The 22,275-nt window shown below is 71.8% G+C and carries 25 protein-coding genes and 1 tRNA gene; 6 read left to right on the forward strand and 20 right to left on the reverse strand.

Annotated features, from left to right (window positions below):
• Positions 1-3 precede the first annotated feature (3 nt).
• From ABEB12_RS16680 to ABEB12_RS16715, 8 genes are all read right to left on the reverse strand, one after another.
• Positions 4-759, reverse strand: coding sequence for a L,D-transpeptidase family protein (locus tag ABEB12_RS16680; protein ID WP_345702879.1), 756 nt, complete (start codon positions 757-759; stop codon positions 4-6).
• Positions 741-1,934: a right-handed parallel beta-helix repeat-containing protein gene (locus tag ABEB12_RS16685; RefSeq protein ID WP_185059514.1), complete on the reverse strand. Its 1,194-nt coding sequence runs from the start codon at positions 1,932-1,934 to the stop codon at positions 741-743. The genes ABEB12_RS16680 and ABEB12_RS16685 overlap by 19 nt, the downstream gene beginning before the upstream one ends.
• Positions 1,935-1,947: 13 nt before the next feature.
• Positions 1,948-3,861 (reverse strand): right-handed parallel beta-helix repeat-containing protein, encoded by a 1,914-nt coding sequence (locus ABEB12_RS16690; RefSeq protein ID WP_185059511.1) that lies wholly within the window; start codon positions 3,859-3,861, stop codon positions 1,948-1,950.
• A gap of 337 nt (positions 3,862-4,198) precedes the next feature.
• Entirely contained in the window at positions 4,199-4,537 is a 339-nt protein-coding gene (locus ABEB12_RS16695) for a DUF3817 domain-containing protein (protein WP_185059509.1), read from the reverse strand.
• 75 nt (positions 4,538-4,612) lie between these two features.
• A complete protein-coding gene (locus tag ABEB12_RS16700) occupies positions 4,613-5,377 on the reverse strand; it encodes an SDR family oxidoreductase (RefSeq protein ID WP_185059507.1) in 765 nt (254 codons plus the stop codon).
• A gap of 464 nt (positions 5,378-5,841) precedes the next feature.
• Complete coding sequence (locus ABEB12_RS16705) at positions 5,842-7,164, reverse strand: LLM class flavin-dependent oxidoreductase (RefSeq protein ID WP_185059505.1); 1,323 nt, start codon at positions 7,162-7,164, stop codon at positions 5,842-5,844.
• Positions 7,161-8,282 carry an LLM class flavin-dependent oxidoreductase gene (locus ABEB12_RS16710; RefSeq protein ID WP_185059503.1) on the reverse strand — a complete coding sequence of 374 codons (1,122 nt, stop codon included), beginning with the start codon at positions 8,280-8,282 and terminating at the stop codon, positions 7,161-7,163. Before ABEB12_RS16710 ends, ABEB12_RS16705 begins: the two co-directional genes overlap by 4 nt.
• The gene (locus ABEB12_RS16715) at positions 8,279-9,481 is read right to left on the reverse strand and encodes an LLM class flavin-dependent oxidoreductase (protein ID WP_185059501.1); all 1,203 of its coding nucleotides are present in this window, start codon (positions 9,479-9,481) and stop codon (positions 8,279-8,281) included. Before ABEB12_RS16715 ends, ABEB12_RS16710 begins: the two co-directional genes overlap by 4 nt.
• Positions 9,482-9,678: 197 nt before the next feature.
• On the opposite strand from ABEB12_RS16715, the gene ABEB12_RS16720 reads away from it, so the two are divergent.
• Positions 9,679-9,876: a hypothetical protein gene (locus ABEB12_RS16720; protein ID WP_185059500.1), complete on the forward strand. Its 198-nt coding sequence runs from the start codon at positions 9,679-9,681 to the stop codon at positions 9,874-9,876.
• Positions 9,877-9,892: 16 nt separating this feature from the next.
• Here ABEB12_RS16720 and ABEB12_RS16725 read toward each other — a convergent pair whose 3' ends face one another.
• Positions 9,893-11,404 (reverse strand): ATP-binding protein, encoded by a 1,512-nt coding sequence (locus ABEB12_RS16725; RefSeq protein ID WP_221497577.1) that lies wholly within the window; start codon positions 11,402-11,404, stop codon positions 9,893-9,895.
• A complete protein-coding gene (locus ABEB12_RS16730) occupies positions 11,401-12,150 on the reverse strand; it encodes a response regulator (protein WP_185059498.1) in 750 nt (249 codons plus the stop codon). The genes ABEB12_RS16725 and ABEB12_RS16730 overlap by 4 nt, the downstream gene beginning before the upstream one ends.
• A gap of 102 nt (positions 12,151-12,252) precedes the next feature.
• Here ABEB12_RS16730 and ABEB12_RS16735 point away from each other — a divergent pair, with 102 nt between their 5' ends.
• Entirely contained in the window at positions 12,253-13,041 is a 789-nt protein-coding gene (locus tag ABEB12_RS16735) for an MmyB family transcriptional regulator (protein WP_185059496.1), read from the forward strand.
• Between the two features lies 1 nt (position 13,042).
• On the opposite strand, the gene ABEB12_RS16740 is transcribed toward ABEB12_RS16735, so the two are convergent.
• From ABEB12_RS16740 to ABEB12_RS16755, 4 genes are read right to left on the reverse strand one after another with little or no spacing between them, the layout of a single operon-like run.
• Positions 13,043-13,327 (reverse strand): HigA family addiction module antitoxin, encoded by a 285-nt coding sequence (locus tag ABEB12_RS16740; RefSeq protein ID WP_185061171.1) that lies wholly within the window; start codon positions 13,325-13,327, stop codon positions 13,043-13,045.
• Positions 13,328-13,346: 19 nt separating this feature from the next.
• Positions 13,347-13,628: a type II toxin-antitoxin system RelE/ParE family toxin gene (locus tag ABEB12_RS16745; protein ID WP_185059495.1), complete on the reverse strand. Its 282-nt coding sequence runs from the start codon at positions 13,626-13,628 to the stop codon at positions 13,347-13,349.
• Positions 13,629-13,667: 39 nt separating this feature from the next.
• On the reverse strand, positions 13,668-14,951 hold the full coding sequence (locus ABEB12_RS16750) for a competence/damage-inducible protein A (protein WP_345702880.1): 1,284 nt from the start codon (positions 14,949-14,951) through the stop codon (positions 13,668-13,670).
• Positions 14,952-14,961: 10 nt separating this feature from the next.
• The gene (locus ABEB12_RS16755) at positions 14,962-15,393 is read right to left on the reverse strand and encodes a thioesterase family protein (RefSeq protein WP_185059493.1); all 432 of its coding nucleotides are present in this window, start codon (positions 15,391-15,393) and stop codon (positions 14,962-14,964) included.
• Between the two features lie 44 nt (positions 15,394-15,437).
• On the opposite strand from ABEB12_RS16755, the gene ABEB12_RS16760 reads away from it, so the two are divergent.
• Both ABEB12_RS16760 and ABEB12_RS16765 read left to right on the forward strand, forming a co-directional pair.
• On the forward strand, positions 15,438-15,851 hold the full coding sequence (locus ABEB12_RS16760; protein WP_345702881.1) for an anti-sigma factor antagonist: 414 nt from the start codon (positions 15,438-15,440) through the stop codon (positions 15,849-15,851).
• A gap of 24 nt (positions 15,852-15,875) precedes the next feature.
• Positions 15,876-15,971 (forward strand) — tRNA-Sec (locus tag ABEB12_RS16765).
• A gap of 5 nt (positions 15,972-15,976) precedes the next feature.
• Here the strand turns inward: ABEB12_RS16765 and ABEB12_RS16770 are convergent.
• The 3 genes from ABEB12_RS16770 to ABEB12_RS16780 form a co-directional block, all read right to left on the reverse strand.
• The gene (locus tag ABEB12_RS16770) at positions 15,977-17,161 is read right to left on the reverse strand and encodes an LCP family glycopolymer transferase (RefSeq protein WP_185059491.1); all 1,185 of its coding nucleotides are present in this window, start codon (positions 17,159-17,161) and stop codon (positions 15,977-15,979) included.
• Between the two features lie 183 nt (positions 17,162-17,344).
• Positions 17,345-17,752: a hypothetical protein gene (locus ABEB12_RS16775; RefSeq protein ID WP_185059489.1), complete on the reverse strand. Its 408-nt coding sequence runs from the start codon at positions 17,750-17,752 to the stop codon at positions 17,345-17,347.
• Positions 17,749-18,555 (reverse strand): SDR family oxidoreductase, encoded by an 807-nt coding sequence (locus ABEB12_RS16780; RefSeq protein ID WP_345702882.1) that lies wholly within the window; start codon positions 18,553-18,555, stop codon positions 17,749-17,751. The genes ABEB12_RS16775 and ABEB12_RS16780 overlap by 4 nt, the downstream gene beginning before the upstream one ends.
• A 123-nt stretch (positions 18,556-18,678) precedes the next feature.
• Here ABEB12_RS16780 and ABEB12_RS16785 point away from each other — a divergent pair, with 123 nt between their 5' ends.
• A complete protein-coding gene (locus tag ABEB12_RS16785) occupies positions 18,679-19,620 on the forward strand; it encodes an alpha/beta fold hydrolase (RefSeq protein WP_185059486.1) in 942 nt (313 codons plus the stop codon).
• Here the strand turns inward: ABEB12_RS16785 and ABEB12_RS16790 are convergent.
• Positions 19,615-20,205, reverse strand: coding sequence for a TetR family transcriptional regulator (locus ABEB12_RS16790; protein ID WP_185059485.1), 591 nt, complete (start codon positions 20,203-20,205; stop codon positions 19,615-19,617). The two genes, ABEB12_RS16785 and ABEB12_RS16790, sit on opposite strands and share 6 nt — an antisense overlap.
• Positions 20,206-20,277: 72 nt before the next feature.
• Between ABEB12_RS16790 and ABEB12_RS16795 the strand changes: the two genes are divergently transcribed.
• A complete protein-coding gene (locus ABEB12_RS16795) occupies positions 20,278-20,949 on the forward strand; it encodes a TIGR00266 family protein (RefSeq protein ID WP_185059484.1) in 672 nt (223 codons plus the stop codon).
• On the opposite strand, the gene ABEB12_RS16800 is transcribed toward ABEB12_RS16795, so the two are convergent.
• Positions 20,942-21,322 (reverse strand): hypothetical protein, encoded by a 381-nt coding sequence (locus ABEB12_RS16800; RefSeq protein ID WP_185059483.1) that lies wholly within the window; start codon positions 21,320-21,322, stop codon positions 20,942-20,944. The genes ABEB12_RS16795 and ABEB12_RS16800 overlap by 8 nt on opposite strands.
• 5 nt (positions 21,323-21,327) lie before the next feature.
• Complete coding sequence (locus ABEB12_RS16805) at positions 21,328-22,266, reverse strand: alpha/beta fold hydrolase (protein WP_185059482.1); 939 nt, start codon at positions 22,264-22,266, stop codon at positions 21,328-21,330.
• Positions 22,267-22,275 lie beyond the last annotated feature (9 nt).

Below are 22,275 nucleotides of genomic sequence, written 5' to 3' on the forward strand. Positions count from 1 at the left end.
GAACTAGGTCGCGTCGTCGATGCCGATGGCGATCTGTGGTTTCGCCGCCGGGTCCAGCCAGCGCAGCAGGGTGACCACGGTGGTGCGCGGGGCGACCACGCAGCCGGCCGACGCGATGCCCGCGTCGACGTGCAGGAAGAAGGCCGAACCGGCGCCCGGCTTCGGCTTCCCGGTGTTGTAGCCGATCACCGCCGCGTAGTCGTAGCTGGGCCCGGCCTGGCCCAGGTTCTCCCCCGCCTTCTCGTTGAACGGGCAGGTGCCGGCGGTGCAGTGCCGGTAGGTGTTGTACGCGGAGCTGCGCGGGTCGCTCACCCACCAGTCGGCGTTGCCGACCTGCCGGTAGGGCAGCTTGCTGCCCGGGTTGGGCTGCCGGCCGAACGCCTGGGACAGCGAGAACATCCCCCGGGGCGTGCGGTTGGTGCCCTCCTTGGCCTCGCCGACGCCGTCGGTGCCGACCTTCACCCGGACCGGCCCGAGCACACCCCGCCAGGTCCCGTCCGACTCGCGCTGCCAGGCGCGCAGCTCACCGGAGCCGCTGGCCGGCGACGCCACCCGCACGGTCACCACCTGGCTGCCGGACGGCTCGGCCGGCACGCCCGGCGGCAACGCGGCGGCCTGAGCGCGGAACGCGCTAGCCGAGGGCGCGCCCAGTTCGGCGCGCGCGGGCGACACAGCCATGGCCGGCGGCGCGGGCGCCAGCAGTACCAACGCCGCGACCAGGCCGAACAACCACCGGCGGCTCACTCGTTGGTCCCGCACTTCTTGTCCTGCGCCACAGCCTGGCCAACGAACCCGCCGCCGATGAAGGTGTTCCCGGCGAACGTGTTGTGGCAGCCGGAGGTGGCCGGCTGGGTAATCACGTGGGTCTGGATCAGGTCCTTCAGTGCCGAGCTGCGCCCGCTGGTCCGGTTGTTCATCACCTGGTAGCGCACGCCCTTCACGTCGACCACCGAGTCGGCGGAGTTCTGCCCGCTGATCGCCGAGCCGTCGAACACGTTGCCCGCGATCACCCCGCCGCTGGTCTCCTCCTTGACGTCGATGTTCTCCGCCGTGGTGGACCGGAACTGGTTGTACAGCGCGCGGTTGTTGTTGGAAAGGTCGGGGCGGCCGCCGGACTTGCTGGCCCAGTTGGACTTGGCCGAGCCGAAGTAGACGCCCTCGCCGAACTGCGGCTTGGTCTTCCCGGTGTCGTGCACCAGGCTGTGCTGCACCACGTTGTCCGAGCTGAAGTTCAGGAAGTGCACCGCCTCGGAACCGGTGTTGCCCACGGTCAGGTGGGAGAGCACGGCACGGTTGGTGCGGTCGGTCATCACCGCCTTGTCCCCGCCGGAGACGGTGAACCCGACCAGCCGCGCGTAGTCAGCGCCGTCGAGGTGCATGGTGTAGCCGGACCCGCCGGTGCCGCCGTCCAGCACCGCCCGGCAGGAGCCGACCACGGTGATCGGGCTGGCCGCCGTGCCGGCCTTGGCCAGCACAAACTTGCCCGGATACCGGCCGTCGGCCAGCTCGATGGTGTCCCCGGGGCGGGCCGAGGCGAGCGCGGCGGTCAGCCCCTTGGCGTTGGCGACCGGTATCTGGCGCCCGCCGGCCTGACGCACCGCGACCGGGGCGGTGGCGCCGCCGTCGCCGGAGGTGTACGCCTTGGCCGGCCCACTCACGCAACCCGGCCGGCCCGGCGCGGCCAGCGGCCCGTCGGCCGCCGCCACCTCGGCGACCCGGTCGCCGTCCCGCTCCGGCTCGCTCATGCCCGGGATGCCCTGCACGCGGCGCTCTTCCAGGGGAAACCCGCCGGCGTCCACCCGCTGGACCACCGGGTCCGCCTGCTCCGCCAGCGGCCGGGGTTCACCCGGCCTCGGCCAGTCCGCGGCCGGCGCCAGCACGATGAGTGCGAACGCCGGCCCGGTAGCCAGCGCGGCCAGGCCGCGCGTGGTCATGCCCACCGTTGGATCACGGCGCGCCGCCGACGGCCGGCCCCTGGTAGCCCTTCTTCGAGCTGGAGTCCATGCCGACCTCGTAGCCGATGCCCGCCGCCAGCTTGTTGCCGAGCACCTTGGCCCCGGTCGAGCCGATGTCGAAGGCGAATGCCTTGTCCACCTTGCCCACGATGTTGTTGCCCTTCACCGTGACGTTCTGCACGGCCTCGATCATCAGTGCCTGGCCGGCGTGGGTGTCGCAGTAGTTGTTGCTGAACGTCCAGTTGGCCGAGGTGCCGTCGCCGCCACCGCCGTCACCGACGTCGCCCGGGCCTTCGGCCATCAGGCACATGTTGTCCACCCGCTCGCAGCGGTTGCCGTCGATCGTCACGTTCAGGCTGGACGGGCGGCCGCTGGTGAAGGTCTGCATGCAGTCGGCGTGCGCCCCGCTGCCGCCCGGGTTGATGTCGCTGATGGTGTTGTTCAGGATCTTCAGGTTGTTCCCGAAGAACCGCATGCCGTCGTAGTCGCCGCCGGTCGGCTTGCTCACCTTGTTGTTCCGGAACGTGATGTTGTTGCCGGTCAGCTCGGCGCCGGGGGCCTCGCCACCGACCGAGTTGAAGCCGGCCAGCACCACGTTGTTCGTGTCCACGGTGATGCCCTTGACGGTCGTGTTGTCCCCGACCACCTGGATCGGCGCGGCGGCGGTGCCGCCCTTCTTCACGCTCAGCCGGGTGCCGCCCATGTTGCCCACCGCGCAGATCTTCTGGCCCGGCGAGGCGGAGGCGAGGGCCGCGTTGAGCGCGGCGCCGTCGGAGACCTTCTTGGTGCAGTTGGCCAGGGTGGGCTGGGCCGAGCCGGGGGCCGGTGCCGGCTTCTTCGCCGCCTCGGCCTGCTTCTTGGCCTTCTGCCGGGCCTCCTCGGCCGCCTTGGCCGCCGCGTCCGGGGCGGGCGCCGGCGGGGCCGCCGGGGGCGGGGGCGCGGCCAGCGGCGGGTTGGTGCTCGCGTCATCCTTGAACAGGTTGGTGCGGACCAGCGCGGTGCCACCGACCACCAGCCCGACCACGGCCAGGATGACCAGCGCCAGTGTCAAGACGCCGGGCCGGCCGCCGCTGGCCACCTTGGGCATCCGGGGCAGGCTCAGCCGGGTCGACCGCTGCTTGCGGGGCAGCCGGATCTCCGTCATGCCGGACGCGGTGCGGATCAGCTGGGTGGTCGCCTCGACCTTCCCGGCGCCCACCGACCCGCCGTCGACGAACTCCGAGATGACGACCTCGGTCCGGCCCGTCGCCGGGCTGACCAGCTGGGTCTTGGCCTCGGCCTTCTCCGGCTTCTCGGGTGTCCTCGTCCGGTCGACCAGCTCGGTCTTCCGCACCAGCTCGGTCCGCGCGGGCTTTTCGGCCGTCTCCGGGTTCCCGACCGTGCCGGTCGCCCCGACCCGCTCGGTCTCCCCGGTCTTCTCGACCTTCCGGGGCGGCTTTGCCGCCTTCTCGGGCTCTGCTTTCTCGGGCTCGGCCTTCTCGGGCTTCGCGGTCTCCTGGGGCTTCCAGGCCTCGGCGGGGTCGATCGGGTCGAAGATGGACCGCGCGGAGAGCTCGGCCAGGTCGGGCGTGGCCGGCGGCTGGTCGGCCGGGGTCGCCGGGGCCGACCTTGCCGGCGCCCAGGCCGAGTCGGCGGGCGTGACCGGCAGCGGTCCCGAGTGGACCGCCGATCTCGGCGTGGGGATCAGCGGGTCCGCCTGGGGCACCGGGGCACCCTCGGGGTGCTCGGGCGCCAGGAACGAACCGCCGAGCGTCGACGCCGGCAGGTCCATCTCGTTGTCGCGCAGCAAGAACACCGAGGTGTCCCGGGGGTCGCGGCCGTCCCAGGTCGACTCGGTGCTCGGAGCGATGCGCTGTCCGAGCGACGAAGCACGTTGCTGTGGCAGGGCCGCCTCAAAATCGAGCACCGTGCTGGTGTCAACGTCGCGGCCACTTGGGGAGCGGTGCCGTGCCATCTCCTACCCTCTCCGATCTCCTGCGGATCGACGGCCGGGCTGGGCTTCCGGTTCGGGGTCCGGCGGGCGGTTCAGCGGATTGGGGAGTCCGCGCCCATTTCGTTACCCGGCCTTGATCGGTCCGAGAGGAAAGGTATCGGAAGGGTGACGACTTCCAACAGGGAGATACGCTCCGTGAGACCGCCGCGCCGATCCGCGCGGCAAACGGCAGGTGGACCGCCATTCACCCTAAGCGGCGTACCACTGATCGCGGTACACCGCGCGGCCAACGCACGACACAGGGTTACGACTACTGGAGTGATACTGGCTCGCCGGCCGTCTCACTACGGTCGGTGAGCCGCCCGGTGCGGGTCGCCCAGCGCTCGAAGACCACCGTGCCGTACGGCGGCACCCCGGCCAGCACCGCGCAAACACCCACCGGGGACGACCACGGCTCGCGCCGCCACACCACGATCGCCAGCGCCACGTAGGCCAGGAAGAGCACCCCGTGAATGGGGCCGAAGATCTTCACCCCGATCTCGTTGAACACCACCAGGTACTTGAACACCATGCCGATCAGCAGGCCGGTCCAGGAGATCGCCTCGGCGATCGCCGCGATCCGGAACCACCGCACATCCACTCGCGCCATGGCACCCACTCTGCCCGACCTCTCAGCTTCGGGGTGCTTGTCCCCCGTCACATCGACTCAGGGGCTCACATGGGCTCACATGGGCGGGGTGAACCGGCCGTCCACCGCCGTCCAGCCGCCGTCCACCGCCAGGGTTGCCCCGGTGACGAAGCTGGCCGCGTCCGACGCCAGGTAGACGACCGCGCCGGCCAGCTCGGACGGCCGCGACCAGCGGCCCAGCGCGCCCTTCTCGGCGTACGCCCGGTACCAGTCCGGGTTGGACTTGATCTGCTCGGTGAGCGGGGTCTCCACCACGCCGGGGGCGATCGCGTTCACCCGCACCCCCGACCCGCCGAACTCCGCCGACGCGGTGCGCACCAGCATCTCCAGGCCGGCCTTGGTCGCCGCGTACGCCGACTGCCCCGGTTCGACGGTGCGGCCCCTGATCGAGGAGAACGCGATGATGCTGCCGGCCTCGCGCGCCACCATCCGCGCGCCGAACGCGCGCAGCACGGTGAACGTGCCCTTCAGGTTCAGCCCGACCACCCGGTCGAACTCCTCGGGCGTGTAGTCCAGGATCCGCTTGCGCACGTTCACCGCGGCGGTCAACACCACGATGTCCAGGTCCGGGTGCTCGGCGGCGGCGCGCTCGGTGGCCTCGTGATCGGTGATGTCCAGGGTCAGCTCGGTGCCGCCCGCCGCCTTGGCCGCATCGGTGGCCCGGTCGGGATCATTGTCCGCACAGATCACCGAGGCCCCGTGCGCGGCCAGCGCCACCGCGGCCTCCCGCCCGATCCCCCCGCTCCCGATCACCAGCGCCCGCCGCCCGTCCAACCGAAAAAGGTTCCCGTAATCACCCATTCCCCCACGCTATCCCCCGCAAGTCAGCACTTCGATACCCGCAAGTCGGCACTTCACTGCCCGCGAGTCGACGCTCCCGGCACACCGAGTCGACGTTCGTGGCCAGGGTGAGGGCGCTGGTCTGAAGATTGCTTGGACGGCGCGGCCGGACGGTCTCCGGAGCTCGGGTGCGGCCCGTTGCGTTGTGCCCTGGTCTTTCCTGCCCTGGTCACGGAACGTGGACGGGCCGTGAGGGGCCAGGTCGGTCGTCTTCATCGAGTGCCGGCTCGGTCCGGTTTCCAGCGTGATCGAACCGGACTGGACCAGCACTCGGCGAGCAAGTGCGGCACGGCCTCGTTCGGAAACCGCCCGGCCGCCACACTGCGTAGCGAATGGGCCGCCGGCGCACCGATGTCGATCACTTTCGCCTCGACTGTCCGGCGGACGGGCGTGCCGCCCGCGTCGCCTGTGCCGAAAGCGTCGACTCAGTGCGCCGAGAGCGTCGACTCAGGGTGCTGGGAACGCCGACTCGCGGGAGAGCGGGGAGGCGGTGGGGTGGCGAGGTGGTCGCGGAGGGTGGGGCCGGTGTACTCGGTGCGGTAGACGCCTCGGGACTGGAGTTCGGGGATGACCTTGGCGACGAACTCGTCCAGGCCGGTGGGGGTGAGGTGGGGGACCAGGATGAAGCCGTCGGCGGCGTCCCGCTGCACGTAGTCGTCGATCTGCTCGGCCACCTCGGCGGGCGTGCCGATGAAGGACTGGCGGGCGGTGGTCTCGACGATGAGCTCGCGGATGCTCAGGTTGCCGGCCTCGGCCAGCTCCCGCCACTGTTTGGCCAGCGTGGCGGTGTCCCGCTCGTGCCGCACCCGGCCCCGGGTGATGTTCACGCCGGCCGGGTCCGGGTCGACGTCGGGCAGCGGGCCGTCCGGGTCGTAGGCCGAGAGGTCCCGGCCCCACACCTGCTCGAGGAAGGCGATCGCGGTCGGCCCGCTGACCTGCTGCCGGCGTACATGATCCGCCCGCTCGAGGGCGTCCGCCGGGGTGTCACCGAGCACGAAGGTGGCCGCCGGGAGGATCTTCAGGTCGTCCGGGCGCCGTCCGTAGCGGGGCATCCGGCCCTTCAGGTCCCGGTAGAAGGCCTGGCCGGCAGCCAGTGAGCCGTGCCGGGAGAAGATCGCGTCGGCGGTGGCCGCGCCGAACTCACGGCCCTCGTCCGAGTCCCCGGACTGCAGGAACACCGGGTAACCCTGCGGGCTGGGCGGCAGGTCCAGCCGGCCGCGCACCTGGAACTGTTCGCCGCGGTGGTCCACGTCGCCGCCGTCCCAGAACTTCTTGGTCACCTCAAGGATCTCCGCCGCGCGCTGGTAGCGCTGCTCGGGCCGGAGGAACCCGCCGCGCCGGAAGTTCTCCCCGGTGAACGCGTCCGAGCTGGTCACCAGGTTCCACGCGGCGCGCCCGCCGGACAGGTGGTCCAGCGAGGCGAACTGCTTGGCCACCTCGTAGGGCTCGTTGAAGGTGGTGTTGATGGTGCCGCCGAGACCCAGGTGGGTGGTCACCGCGGCGAGCGCGTTGAGCACGGTGAAGGTGTCCGGCCGGCCGACCACGTCGAGGTCGTGAATCTGCCCCCGATGCTCGCGCAGCCGCAGTCCCTCGGCCAGGAACAGGAAGTCGAACAGGCCGCGCTCGGCGGTGCGGGCGAAGTGCACGAAGGAGGTGAAGTCGGTCTGGCTGCCGGAGGCTGGATCGCTCCACACGGTGGTGTTGTTCACCCCGGGGAAGTGCGCGGCCAGGTGTACCTGCTTCTTCACGCCCGGACCTCCGTGAAATGGTTCGCCGGCCGGGCCAGCCCGAACCGCTGGCGCAGCGTTCGCGCCGGCGAAGCCGGCATGGGGCGGGCGCCCAGTTCGGCGCCCGACGGAAACCCAGTCGGCGAAGCCGGCATGGCGCGGGCGCCCGGCTCGGCGCCCGACGGAAACCCAGCCGCCGCTCCGGCGGGCGGGCGCAGGCCGCGGTCGGCCAGCAGCGGCACCAGCTCGTCGGCGAACACCGGCAGCTCGTCGGCCGGCGCCGCCGGCAGCAGGGTGACGCCGTCCGCCGCCCCTTCGCGCACCGCCCGTTCGATGAAGTCCGCGAGCCCGGCCGTATGGGCGCCTGAATGTTGCCTATCTCCACGCAAAGCAAGGGGGGTGGGCACGTCGAGGAGCACCGCCACCGACTCCGGGGAGCGGCCGGCCGCCGTCACCGCGTCGCGCACCCGGCGCCGGGCGGCGGCCGCTTCGGCCAGGTCGGGGGCGGTCACCCGAGCCACGTCGGCCCACCGGCCGACCACCGGCAAGGCGCTCGGCTCGTCGGCCCGCAGCACCACCAGCGGATGCGCCTGCGGCGAACGCGGCGTGATGGACGGCCCCTTCACCGAGAAGAACTCGCCGGCGAAGTCGATGTAGTGCAGTTTCTCCCGGTCGACGTACCGGCCGGTGGCGGCGTCCCGGATGACCGCGTCGTCCTCCCAGCTGTCCCACAGCCGGACCACCACCTCGACCGCCTCGGCCAGCTCCCGCCACAGCGCGTCGGCCGGAGCGGCGGACTTGCGGCCGAACAGCGCCGCCTCCGCCTCGGTACGGGTGACGTCGGGCGCCCAACCGGCCCGGCCCAGGCTGACGAAGTCCAGCGTGCCGATCGCCTTGGACAGGTGGAACGGCTCGGTGTGGGTCACGGTGGCCGTGGGCACCAGGCCGATCGCCGAGGTGGCCGGCGCGACCCGGGCGGCGATCGCCACCGCGTCCAGCTGGCCGCGCCGGAACGAGTCCGGGATCGCCACGAAGTCGAACCCGGCCCGTTCGGCGGCCCCGACCAGCGAGACCCACGACTCGGCCCGGTGTGGTTCCCGCACCACCGCCGGGTCGAGCTGCACGGCCAGGTGGGTCACGCCTTCTCCCCGATCCAGTGCTTGGCCAGCAGCTCGTGGCTGCGCACCCGGTCGGCGTGCTCGGTGGTGATCGTGGTGACCACCAGCTCGTCCGCCCCGGTCACCTCGACCAGCGCGCGCAGCTTCCCCACCACCGTCTCGGGCGAGCCGACGAACTGGGTGGCCAGCCGGTCCGCCACGCCGGCCCGTTCCTCCTCGGTCCACACCCGCGCCCTGGCCTCGGCCGGCGTCACGTAGGGCTTCGCGCCCCGGCCGGCCTTGATGTCCAGCACCCACTGGCCGTACGGCGCGGCCAGCTCGGCGGCGACGGTGTCGTCGTCCGCGACCACCACGTCGGCGGAAACCATCACGTGCGGTTCCTTCAGGTACCGCGACGGCCGGAACGCCTCCCGGTACGCGGCCACCGTCTCCAGCACGAAGGTGGGCAGGATGTGGTAGCTGGCGGCGAACGGCAGGCCGGCGGCACCGGCCGCCCGCGCGCTCTCCCCCGGCGTGGTGCCGAAGACCCAGACCTCCAGGTCGGCGCCCTGCGCGGGCAGCACCGGCAGCGGCTCACCGTCCGGCCCGGGGTAGCGGCCCTCCAGGAAGGCCAGGATGTCGGCCAGCTGCTCGCCGTAGACCGGCCCCGGCTCGTCCAGGCGGTAGTTCAGGAGATCACCGAGCAGTTGGTAGGTCGCCGGGTCGCCGGCGTAGAAGCTCGGCCGGGGCAGCGAGACGCCGTCCACCTCGCGGTCGCCCACGTCCGGGATGCCGGGCGGTGCCCCGCCGCCGGTCTCGGTCTCCCGCGTGCGCCTAACTGGGCGCCCGCTCGGCAAACGGGCCGGCGGCCCACCGCCGGCCCGTTTGTTGAGAATTTTCCGCAGGTCGAACCGGCCCAGGCCCAGGTCGATCCGGCCCGGGTGCAGCGCGGCCACCGTGCCGAACTGCTCGGCGGCGACCAGCGCGGGCAGGTTGGGCATCTGCACGGCGCCGGAGCCGACCCGGATCCGGTCCGTCGCGGCGGCGACCAGCGCGACCAGCACCCCCGGCGCCGAGGACGCCACGCCGGACGCCAGGTGGTGCTCGGCCACCCAGAACCGGTGGTAACCGCACCGCTCGGCCACCTGGGCCAGGTCGACGGTGTTGCGCAGCGCGTCGGCCGCGGTGCCGCCGGCGGGCACCGGGGACAGGTCCAGCACAGACAGCGGAGTGGCATTCACCTTCTCGAGAGTACGCCGCGCTGTGACAAACAAGCACCTTGAACGAACCGAAAGTTGACGGTATTAGTAGAGATATGACGGTGTCGAGAAGGCTCGTGAGTCGTCGGCACCTGGACTACAAGCGCACCTCCAGCGCGCTGTGTCAGCGGCCCCTCCCCAGCTCCTGACCCAGCCCGCAATCACCGGAGGAATCCGTCATGACCGATCGCCAGTTCCAGCGCCACGCCATCACCGAACACTTCCTCACCGCGCTGGAGGACGTGGTCTGGCGCTACCGCGCTCTGTCCCAGCACCCCGAACACGCCGACCTGCGCGCCGAAGTGATCACCGCCGAGGTAGCCCACCAACTCTCCATAACCCGCACCGCCCTAACCCGCGTCGCGCCCACGGGTTAAGGCGGCTGCCGCCGGGTCAGGACCCGGGGTGGTGGTGGCCGTTGGTGGGGAGGTAGACGGTGAACTCGGTGCCGCCGGGGGCGCTGCGCACCCCGATCTGGCCGGCGTGGGCGATCACCACCGCCTGCGCGATGGCCAGGCCCAGGCCGGTGCTGCCGGCGGCGCGGGAGCGGGAGCTGTCGCCCCGGGCGAAGCGGCCGAACACGTGCGGCAGCAGCCCGGGCGGGATGCCCGGGCCGTCGTCGATCACCCGCAGCCAGGCGCCGCTCGGCGCGGCGGCCAGCTCGGCGCGCACCGTGGTGCCCGGCGGGGTGTGCACGCGGGCGTTGGCCAGCAGGTTGGCCAGGACCTGGGACAGCCGGGGGGCGTCGCCGGTCACGGTGACCGCCTCATCCGGGAGGGCCAGCCGCCACCGGTGGTCGGGGCCGGCGGCGTGCGCGTCCGAGACGGCGTCCACCACCAGCTGGGACAGGTCCACCGGCTCGCGGGCCAGCGGCCGGCCGGCGTCCAGCCGGGCGAGCAGCAGCATGTCCTCCACCAGTGAGGTCATCCGCTCGGCCTGGGAGGACACCCGGCGCAGCGCGTGCGCCACGTCCTCCGGGACGTCGTCACCGGGACCGCCGCCCGCCCGCCGGGTGGTCAGCTCGGCGTAGCCCCGGATGGCGGCGAGCGGGGTGCGCAGCTCGTGGCTGGCATCGGCCAGGAACTGGCGCAGCTGGGTCTCACTGGCGTGCCGCGCCTCCAGCGCGGCCTCCACGTGCTCGAGCATCCGGTTCAGCGCGTTGCCCACCTGGCCGACCTCGGTGCGCGGGTCGGTGTCGGCCGGCGCCACCCGCTCGGCCAGCGCCACCTCGCCCCGGTCCAGGCGCAGCTCGGCGACCCGGCCGGCGGTGGCCGCCACCCGGCGCAGCGGGCGCAGCGCGCGGCGCACGATCAGCGTGCTGGCCAGCCCGGCCACCACCAGACCGACCGCCGCGACGGTGATCTCGATGCGGGCCAGGTTGGCCAGTGTGGTGTTCACCGACTCCAACGGCAGGCCGACGATCATCGTCCGGTCCGAGGACCGCTGCACCGCGTACAGCCGGTACTCGCCCAGGTCGCCGACCTGCCGGGTGTGCTGGTCGCCGTCGCTGGGCACGTCGAGCAGGTCCCGGTTGGCTTCCTCGTCGGTCACCCGGGACACCCCGTCCTCGTCGATCACCCCGGCCGGCCGCACCTCGTCGTCCTTGATCCGCGCGCCCAGCGTGCCCACCGGCAGCCCGGAGGCGCGCAGGAAGTACGGGCCGTTGCCGTCCGGCACCGAATGGTGCTCGCCGTCCGGCGGGTGGCTGTAGGCCTGCACCACCCGGTTGCCCACCCCCTGCAGCTGAAGGTCCAGCTGGTCGATCAGGTGGTCGCGCAGCAGCACCAGCGAGATCGCCCCGACCACCAGGGACATCACCGAGAACAGCGCGATCATGGCCACCAGCAACCGGGTGCGCAGCGGCAGGGCGGCCACCCGGCCGCGCCAGGAGGCCGGGCCGTTCATTCCGCCGGGCGTAGGGCGTAGCCCGCGCCACGCAGCGTGTGGATCATCGGCGGGCGGCCGGCGTCGATCTTCTTGCGCAGGTAGGAGATGTACAGCTCGACCACGTTGGACTGGCCGCCGAAGTCGTAGTTCCACACCCGGTCCAGGATCTGCGCCTTGGAGAGCACCCGGCGCGGGTTGCGCATCAGGTAGCGGAGCAGCTCGAACTCGGTGGCGGTGAGCGAGATCGAGTCGCCGCCCCGGCGCACCTCGCGGCTGTCCTCGTCCAGGCTCAGGTCACCGACCACCAGCTGCGCGTCCGCCCGCTGCGAGCCCCGGCCGGCCCGGCGCATCAGGCCGCGCAGGCGGGCCACCACCTCCTCGAGGCTGAACGGCTTGGAGACGTAGTCGTCCCCGCCGGCGGTCAGCCCGGCGATGCGGTCCTCCACGGCGTCCTTGGCGGTGAGGAACAGGACGGGCACGTCCGGCGACTCGGAGTGGATGCGGCGCAGCACCTCGAGCCCGTCGATGTCCGGCAGCATGATGTCCAGTACCACCGCGTCCGGCCGGAACTCGCGGGCCAGCTTCACCGCGGTCAGCCCGTCGCCGGCGCCCTTCACGTCCCAGCCCTCGTAGCGCAGCGCCATGGACAGCAGCTCGGTCAGCGTGGCCTCGTCGTCGACCACCAACACCCGGACCGGGCCGCCGTCCGGCCGGCGGAGCTGATCACGGGCCGCGCCGTTCGTGGCTGCGTTCATGGCGGACATGTTGCCAGTGTGATCACGCCAGTTGTGCTCGCGATGAGGGGAATCTGTGTATTTCCTGTGTGCCGAAAGTTTCTGTCAGGGTGAGTCGGTAGCGTGCTCGGCATGGTGGTGACTACGCAGCCGACGGTTGGCGACCTGTTGCGCAAGTGGCGCCAGCACCGGCGGTTGTCCCAGCTCGACCTCTCGATCCAGGCCGACATCTCCACCCGCCACCTGAGCTTCGTGGAGACCGGTCGCTCGGCGCCCAGCCGGGACATGGTGATGCACCTGGCCGAGCAGCTCGACCTGCCGCTGCGCGAGCGCAACCAGATGCTCATGGCCGCCGGGTACGCGCCGGTGTACCAGGAGCGCGCGCTGGACACGGCACCGATGGCCGTGATCAGGGACGCGGTGCGCCAGGTGCTGCTCGGCCACGAGCCGTACCCGGCCATCGCCGTGGACCGGCAGTGGAACCTGGTGGACGGCAACGCCGCGCTGCCCCTGATGCTGGCCGAGGTGGACCCGGCGCTGCTGGAGCAACCGGCGAACGCGCTGCGCATCAGCCTGCACCCGGACGGCATGGCCCCGCGCATCGCCAACCTGGGCGAATGGCGCGGCCACCTGCTCGGCCGGCTGCGCCGGCAGGTGGAACACACCGCCGACCTCGGGCTCTCCGAGCTGCTCGAGGAGCTCCTCGGCTACCCGTGCGCGGACGAGGTGCCGCTGGTCGAGCACCCCGGGCCGGGTGACGTGGTGGTCCCGCTGCGGCTGTGCCACGAGTCCGGCGAGCTGGCTTTCTTCAGCACGGTCACCACGTTCGGCACCCCGCTGGACGTCACCGTGGCCGAGCTGGCCATCGAGGCCTTCTTCCCCGCCAACCAGCACACCACCGAAATCCTGCGCACCGGCTGAGTCAGGCACTCCTGAGCGGCCGGATCTCCTCGAGCGTGGCTCCGAGGCGATCGCGCTCGACCTCGAGGTCGTACCGGCTCTGCAGGTTCAACCAGAACCTCTCCGAAGTACCGAAATAGCGGGCGAGCCGGAGTGCCGTGTCGGCACTGATGCGGCGCTTGCCGTGCACGATCTCGTTGATTCGACGAGGCGGCACCTTGATACCAACCGCCAGCTTGTGCTGGGTGATGCCCAATGGTCCGAGATACTCCTCGGCCAGAATCTCGCCGGGGTGTATGGGCTCCATCATCACGTGATCACTCCCTTCAGTGGTAGTCAACGATCTCCACCTCCTCCGGGCCTGCGCCGCTCCAGCGGAAGCAGATGCGCCATTGCTGGTTGATCCGCACGCTGTACTGCCCAGCGCGATCGCCCCGAAGCTTCTCCAGGCGATTACCCGGCGGCACCGCCAGATCGTCCAGCGTTTCGGCGGCGTCGAGAATCAACAGCTTCCGGAGAGCAACGCGTTGGATCTTCGGATCCAAGCGCCTGGAGCGCTCCCGGCGCCATATCCGCTCGGTGTCCTTGTCCCCGAACGACCTCAGCACCCAGCAAAGCATAACGCAGCGCGTTAATAACGTCCAGCGTTAGGTCGCGCTCGTGGTGAGGATGCGGCGGATGAGATGCATGGCCACGTCGGTGGAGCGTTCCCGCACGTCGTTGCGGTTGCCGGGGAGTACCCGGTCGCGCGCCTCCACCCGGCCGTCGTCGGTGGTGACGCAGAAGCAGACGTAACCGACCGGCTTGGCCTCCGTGCCACCGCCGGGGCCGGCCACGCCGGTGATGCCGACGCCGATGTCCGAGTGGAAGGTCGCGCGCGCCCCGTCGGCCATCGCCCTGGCCACCTCGGGGGACACCGCGCCGTGCGCCTCGATCAGCTCCGCCGGCACGCCGAGCAGCGCGGTCTTGGCCTCGTTGGAGTAGGCGACCACGCCGCCGACCAGGTACTCGGACGACCCGGCGCGGTCGGTCAGCCGGCCGGCGAGCATGCCACCGGTGCACGACTCCCCCAGCCCGATCCGGTGCCCGGCCAGCAGCCGTCCCACCTGCTCGTCGGTGGGCGTCCCGTCGGTGCTGACCAGGAACGACCCATGCCGGCGGGTGATCTCGGCGGCCAGTTTCTCGGCCACCGCCTCGCCCGCCCCGGACCGGTAGCGCAGGTCCACCTCCAGCTCGGACCGGCGCAGGCAGGTGGTGATCTCCAGCTCGTCCAGATCCAGCTCGGCGCCCACCTCGCGCAGCGTCTGCGCGATCTCCGACTCGGGCAGGCCGAACATCCGCAGGTGGGTGGTGTGCAGCGGCGGGGTGCGGGCGAGCAGCTCGCGCACCTCGGGCGTACCCAGCGCGGCGTCCCACATGCCGCGCACCTCGCGGGGCGGTCCGGGCAACACCAGCACCAGCGGGCCGCCCGCCAAGGAAACCACCAGCCCGGGTGCGGTGCCGACCGGGTTCAGCACCGTGGCGCCCGAGGGCACGGTGGCCTGCTTGCGGTTGGCGGCGACCAGCGCGTCGCCGGCGAACCCGTGGCGGGCCGCCCAGCCGCGCAGGATGTCCGCGATCCGCTGCTCCAGCGCCGGGTCCAGCACCATCGGCACGCCGGCGAACTCGGCGACCAGCTCCGCGGTCACGTCGTCGGCGGTGGGGCCGAGGCCGCCGGTGGTGATGATCAGATCCAGGCCCTGTCCGGCCAGGAAGCGCAGCCCGGCGGCCAGGTCGTCCCGCCGGTCGCCGACCAGCAGCTCGTCCACCAGCTCGATGCCCAGCCGGCCCAGCCGCTCGGCCAGCCATGGACCGTTCTGGTCGACGATCTGCCCGGTCAGCAGCTCGCTGCCGGTGGCAAGGATGCCGGCCCGCACGCCTGGTTCGAACACACCACAGAGCCTACGAGATACCCAGCACTTCCGGCCTGTCGAGCAGCTCGGCCAGCCGCCGGGCCGGCTCCGCGACCAGCCGCCGGGTGCCCTTGTCCAACACGCCGGCCACACAGCTGATCTCGGCGGCCACCACGCCGTCGGACAGCCGGCGCAGCTCGTGCTCGAAGCGGAACGCCTTGCCGGCGCCGAACTCGATCCGCGAGGTCACGTCCACCTCGTCGCCGATGTTGAGCTCCCGCAGGTAGCGGATCGTGGACTCGAGCACAACGGTGCCCAGGTTGCCTTCCTGGTACGCCTGGGCGGAGAACCCGGCCGCGCGTAGGTGCTCGGTCCGGGCATGCTCGCCGTACTGGTGGTAAACGGCCTGGTTCACATGACCGTTGGCGTCGATCTCGTAGCCGCGAACGACGACCCGCACGGTGAATTCCTCAGCCACCATGGCAGCATCGCACGAGCCGTAACCGGATCACTGAGGGAGCCGAAGTGCCGAGCGAGTACGTCGAGCCGAACGATCGTGCCGTCGACCACGGCCTCGACCATGCGGGTGACACCGAACCGGCGTCGGAGACGCTGACCCTCACGACCACGGAGCGGGACGGAGCGCGTGTGCTGCGCGCCTCCGGGGAGATCGACACCACGTCGGCGCCGGCGCTGCGGGGCGCCCTGCTGCCCGCACTCGCCCAGGCCGAGCTGGTGGTGCTGGACCTCACCGAGGTGAGCTTCCTCGGCTCCTCCGGGCTGGCCGTGCTGGTGGAGGCCCGGGAGCACCCGGAACCCGGCACCGACCGGCTGCGGCTGGTCTGCACCAACCGGATCGTGCTGCGCGCACTGGAGGCCACCGGGCTGCGCGAGCTGTTCCACGTGTCCCCCGACCTGAGCACCGCGCTGCGCCGGTAACCGGTCAGAGGGTAAGTTGCCGATGGAGGCGTGAGGGTGCCTGGTGGCCTCCGCGGTCTTCAAAACCGACGTGGCCGAGTAGCTCGGTCAGGCGGGTTCGATTCCCGTCCGCCTCCGCCAACCAGTCATTTCACGCACGGGATGCCTTCCGAGCGAAGGCTGCTCGCCGGCACGGCAGGCGGTGGGCCGGCGGGCTCCGCGGCGGTCCCGGGGTTGGCCGTCGGGCCGGGCGCGTCGTCCGGGTTGAACAGCGAGCGCACCACCGCGCGCACCTGGTCGGGGTCCACCATGTTCACCGCCTGGCCGTTGACCTTGGCGAAGCTCTTCACCGGCAGGGTGGTGAACCGGACCCCGCCGGCGGCCAGGTTCGAGTTGCGCACCACGAAGTCCAGCGGGTCGAAGCCGCCGTCGATCACCACGTCCCGCTTGACCACGTCGATCAGCGCGGCCAGCCGGGTCGGGTCGGCGAAGGTCCCGGTGGACTTCAGTTGGTACGCCGCCGAGGCGAGGAAGGCCTGTTGCCGGCGCGCGCGGTCCAGATCGGTGAAGTTCAGCTCGGGGTGCACGTAGTCCCGGCGCTGCCGGACGAAGGCTAGCGCCTGCGCCGCGTTCAGCCGCTGGTGGCCGCCCTTGAAGTGCGCCCCCGAGTAGCTGTCCTGGGTGGGGCCGGCCAGGCACACGGTGACCGAGCCGAGGGCCTGCGCGAGGTCGTAGAAGCCGACCAGGGTGACCTCGACGAAGTGGTCGACCGGGATGTTCAGGAAGTTGCGCACGGTGGCGATGGCCTGGCGGCGTCCGGCCTCGCGGCCCTGCCGCTCCAGCGTCGGCCGATCGGTGACGCCCTTGGCGCGCAGCTTCCGCTCGGCGTCCGCCTTGGCCAGCCCGTAGCCCTCCTTGATCTTCGCGTGGGTCTCGCCGCTCGGGCTTCCGGGCAGGCGGACGTAGTCGTCGCGCGGCACGGACACCGCCTGCGCCGGGGAGCCGTCGCCGGGCACGTGCAGCACCATCAGCACGTTCGTGTTATAGCCGCCGTCGCTGCTGTCCCCGGCGTGCAACTGGGCGAGCACATCGCGCGGCAGCGGGTTGCCGTCCTGGTCCAGCCGGCTGTCCAGCCCCATGACCAGGATGTTCATCGGCTGGCCCGGTGGCGGGGCCGAGGAGTCGCCGAGCGCGCCGGAACGGGTCAGGCCCTTGGTCAGGTCCCGGTAGGTGTGCCAGCCGTACCCGGTGACCAGCAGCACCAGCGCCGAGGCCAGCGCGGCGGCCACCCGCGCGGACCGCCGGTACGCACCGCCGCCGTAAAACGACATTTTGAATACCTCAGACAGCCCGATTCACATATCTGACAAAATGCTGATAAATCGTTCCGGAGCGCTTTCGAAAACCAATTCAGGAGCATAGCAAGGTCGAATTCAAGCTAATTGCGACGACTCGGCGCCCGGTGTGGCCGGGGTCTCAGGTTCGGCCCAGCACCTGTTCTGGCGACGCTGACGTCAGTGTCCGGACAGCCTGACGCAGGCCAACCGGAACAGACCGGCCAACAGCAGCAGCCAGGCCACCAGCCCCACGGTCTGGCTGACCGCGTCGGCCGTCGGGAAGTGCTCCAGGTGGGTGGCGTGGAAGCCGAGGTGCAGCGCGCCGAACACCAACCCGCTGGCCAGTGCGGCCAGCGTGAGCTGCCGCTGGAGGACCACCGCCGCCCACCCCAGCAGCAACGCCATGGCCAGGTTGAACGCGCCGACGTCCACCACCAGGTGCTGGTTGTACGGCCCCAGCAGCGCCACCCACGGGTGCTCGGACAGCGGGAAGTCCTCGAAGAAGGACCGCGGCGCGAGCAGCTGCCACACCCCGATGACCCCTTGCACCGCGCCGACGAAGACCAGGCCGACCCGGACGCTCATGCCCAGTCCCGGCCCGGGTCGGCCGGCCGGTAGGCCAGTTCGGCGGGTTGCGGGCGGGCCGCGAGGTACTCGGCGAAGGTCCGTCCGCCGGACCGCTGCTCCGGCGTCGTGTGATACCCCGCCCGGTATGCGGCGAACACCCCGCCGGGCAGCCGGAACCCCCGCACCCGGCGGCGGCCGCCGACCGCCCGCAGGTACTCGCCGGCCAGCTCGCACAGCGGCCGGACCTCCGGTCCGCCCAGGTCCGGCACCCGGCCGGCCGCCGGGCCGGTGGCCAGCCCGACCAGCCGGGCGGCCACGTCGGCGGTGTCGATCGACTGCATCGGCATGTCCGGCACGAACATCACCGGCGGCCGGGCCAGCACCGCGCAGGCCACCCGGACCAGGTCGTGGAACTGGGTGGCGCGCAGGATGGTGTGCGGCAGCCCGGAGCGCTCGACCAGGCGCTCGGTATCCAGCTTGTACCGGTAGTAGGGGTGGTGCACCCGGTCCACGCCGACGATCGAGATGTACACCAGGTGCGGGTCCCGCCCGGTCTCGACCAGGTTGTCGATCAGGTTGACGTCCACCGCGCGCCGCATGCCGCTGGTGCAGTGCACGACCACGTCCACGTCCCTCACGGCGGCGTCCAGGCCCCGGTTGCGGCGGTAGTCCACCGTCGCCCATTCCGGCCGCGACCGGTCCGGGGCCGGGCGGCGGCTGGCCACCCGCACCCGGTGCCCCCGGGCCAGCAGCCCACCCACCACCGCACTGCCCATGCTCCCGGTGCCGCCGGTCACCAGGATCGTTCGCTCGCTCTGCACGCGGTATTGACCGGGCAGCCCGCCGCAACGTGACATCTAACCCTTCAAAGCAACTTGACAAGTTAGAGGCGGATGGGGTTTCCTCTGTACTAACTAGTCAGATCCGAGTTAAGGGGTTAGAAAATGGTCGACGTACACCACCGCACCGCGACGGTCGACGGGCACCGGGTCTTCTTCCGCGAGGCCGGACCGGCCGACGCACCAGTGGTCCTGCTCCTGCACGGCTTCCCGACCAGCTCGCGGATGTTCCGCCGGCTGATCCCGGCACTGGCCGACCGCTACCACGTGATCGCGCCGGACCACATCGGCTTCGGGCAGTCGGACACGCCGAGCACGGCGGAGTTCACCTACACCTTCGACGCACTGGCCGACGTCACCCAGGGCCTGCTCGACCAGCTGGGCATCGAGCGGTTCGCGATGTACGTCCAGGACTACGGCGCGCCGATCGGCTGGCGACTGGCGCTGCGCCGGCCGGCCTCGGTCACGGCGGTCATCAGCCAGAACGGCAACGCGTACTCCGACGGCTTCGTCAAGTCGTTCTGGGCCGGGCTGTGGGAGTACGCGGAAGCGCCGAGCCCGGAGACCGAGGCGCCGGTGCGCGGCGCGTTCTCACTGGACGCCATCCGCTGGCAGTACCTCACCGGCGTGCCCGAGCCGAACCTGGTGGACCCGGACACCTGGGCCGCCGACCACGCCGAGATCAGCCGGCCGGGCAACGACGAGGTCCAGCTGACCCTGTTCCGCGACTACGCCACCAACCCGCCGCTCTACCCCGCCGTGCACGAGTACTTCCGGCGCAGCCAGGTGCCACTGCTGGCCATCTGGGGCCGGGGCGACGAGATCTTCGGCCCGGACGGGGCGACCGCGTTCGCCCGGGACCTGCCGGACGCCGAGGTGCACCTGCTCGACGGCGGCCACTTCCTCCTGGAGAGCGCGTTCGACACCGCGCTCGGCTACATCCGGGGTTTCCTCGGCCGGGTGCTCACCGCGCCGGCGGTGTTCCCGTCGGGCGCCGGACTGGGCGCCCGACCCAGTGCGCCAGCTTCGCCGGCGAAGGCCTCATGACCGGCCGGTCAGCCAGGCCACCAACGTGCGCAGCTCGGCGGCCTGGCTGGCCGGGTCGAAGTCGTCGGCGCTCACCGCGAGGAAGGTGGCGTCGATCAGGCTGACGATCCACCGGGCGGCCCGGGCCGGCGGGAACCGGAGTTGCCCGCCGGCGTCGGCGATCCGGGTGAGCAGGGTTTTCAAGGTGCGCAGGGTCCGGGCCTCATCCTCGGCGAGCAGGGTGGCGAACTCGACGTCCCGGTTGGCCTGCAGCAGCGCGGCGGCGGCCAGCCCGGGCAGCAGCGGGTCGGCCAGGTCGCCCACCAGGTGGTCCACCAGCCGATCCAGGCCCCGTTCCGGGACGGGGTCGGCCAGCGCGGCGGCGCAGGCGTCGGCGTTGCCGGCCAGGTCGTCGGCGAACAGCGCGTGGAAGATCTCCCGTTTGGTCGGGAAGTAGTGGAACAGCGTCCCCGAGCCGATCCCGGCCCGGCGGCAGATCGCCGCCGTGGACGTGCCATCCACCCCGCCGGCGGCGAACTCCTGGGCGGCCGCCGCCAGGATCTTGGCCCGCTTGCGCGCGTGCTGCTCGGGGTTGACGGTGCGCATCGCCGATAACCCTACATTAATAGAGTGACTGCTCGGGTAAAGTGGTTTGTGAGACGACCCGAGGAGGCACAGGTGCGCGTGGAGATTCGTCAGCGGCCGTCGTTCGCACTGGCCCGGCTGGTCCTGGGGCCGGAGGAGACCTGCCGGGTGGAGCCCGGCGCGCTGCACAGCATGAGCGACGGGGTCGAGATGACCTCCGGCCCGGGCGGCGGCACGATCAAGAGCCTGCGGCGCGCCCTGGCCGGCGAACCGCTGTTCCTGGCCACCTGCACCGCGCCCGCGCAGGGCGGCTGGGTGGACATCGCGCCCCACCTGCCCGGCGACGTGCGGATACTGGACCTGGACGGCGAGCCCGGCTGGTGCATCAACCGGGGCCGCTGGCTGGCCTCATCGGGCGGCGTCGAGCTGGACAGCCGGTGGACCGGCCTGACCTCGCTGCTCAACGGCGAGGGGTTCCTCAGCCACGCCACCGGGCAGGGGCAGGTGGTGGTCACCTGCTACGGCGCGCTGGAGGCGGTCACCCTGGCGCCCGACGAGGCGGTGACCATCAACACCGGCCACGTGGTGGCCTACCGGGACGACGTGAAGTGCTCCACCCGGGAGGTGGCGCGCGGCCTGGTCGACTCGGTGAAGACCGGCAACAACATGGTCTTCGACTTCGTCGGCCCCGGCCGGGTGCTCACCCAGACCCGCAACCCGGCCGCCCTGGCCGCCTGGGCGCGGGCCAAGAACCCGGTCAGCTGAGCCCGGGGATGCGGTAGATCCGGCCGGTGGTGTCCAGCGCCTCGACGGTCCAGTCGCCGCCGACCCCGGCCACCAGCCAGCGCAGGATCGCCCACAGGTCCCGGTCCACCTGGGCCTCGTCCAGTGGCTCCAGGCCGTCGACCAGCGCGGCGACCCGAACGCCGGCCGGGAACGGCCGGCCGGAGTAGCCGGCGAAGGTCAGCTCGTAGCAACGCCCGTCCACGTCCAGCAGGCCGGGCGGGCCGAACGGGTCTTCCCGCAGCCCGAACGCGTCCCGGAGGAAGTCGCGGAACTCCGGGTAGTGGTCGAGCTGGTGCTCGGCGAGCAGCGGGACGCGGCGGTGCCCCGCCGGGCGGCGGTCGGTGATGCGCACGTCGGTCACCTGGTGCCCCCGACGACGCGCTCGGCGGCGAACCGGGCGAGCAGCCGGCCGATCTCCGGCCCGGAGTCCTCCTGCAGGAAGTGCCGGCCGGTGACCATGTGCGGCCCCTCGGCGTGCGGCCACAGCTCCCGCCAGCGGGCCAGGAACACGTCCGGGGTGAACACATCGTCCTCCCGCCCCCAGATCAGCATCGCGGGCAGCCGCATGTCCCGGACCTTCCGCTCCAGCCATTCGAACCGCTCGCGGGTCCGGTCGGTGTCCCGCCCGAGTGGGATGGACCGGGGCCAGATCCAGGTCAGCGCCCGTTCGTCCGGATCACCCAGCACCTCCACGTGGCCCGCCATCGCCCGCTGGGCGAACGCGTCCCGGTCGACCACCGACAGGTACATGCCCCGGCCCGGCATCGCCGCCTGGCGCCCGAGCAGGTGGGGGCCGGTCAGCGGCGCGTGCATGAGCCGCCACGGCAGCACCCGGTGGTGGAACTCGGCCGACGGCGCCACCCAGGCCCAGGTGGACATGATCGCCACCGCCGCGCCGCGCTCCGGGCGGGTGGCCAGCGCGGACAGCCCGGTCGGGCCGCCCCAGTCGTGGCACACCATGGTCAGCCGGCGCAGGTCCAGCCGGTCCATCAGCGCGACCAGGTTCGCCGCGTGGTTGTCCAGCGTGTGCACGTCGTGGTCGTGCGGCTTCTCGGACAGGCCGAAGCCGATCTGGTCCGGCACCACCACCCGCAGGCCCTCCGCCAGCAGCGGTGGGACCACGTCCCGCCAGAGGAAGCCCCAGGCCGGGTTGCCGTGCAACAGCAGCACCGGCGGCGCGTCGGCCGGCCCCTCGTCGATGTAGTGCATGCGCCGGCCGTTGACGCTCATGAATCGCGACTCGTACGGATACCGCTCCCGCACTTCCTCGGGCAGCTGCGCGATCGTCCGTGCCATCCGGCCCTC

Source organism: Actinospineispora eucalypti, from assembly GCF_039543365.1.
GTDB classification, from domain to species: Bacteria; Actinomycetota; Actinomycetes; order Mycobacteriales; family Pseudonocardiaceae; genus Pseudonocardia; species Pseudonocardia eucalypti.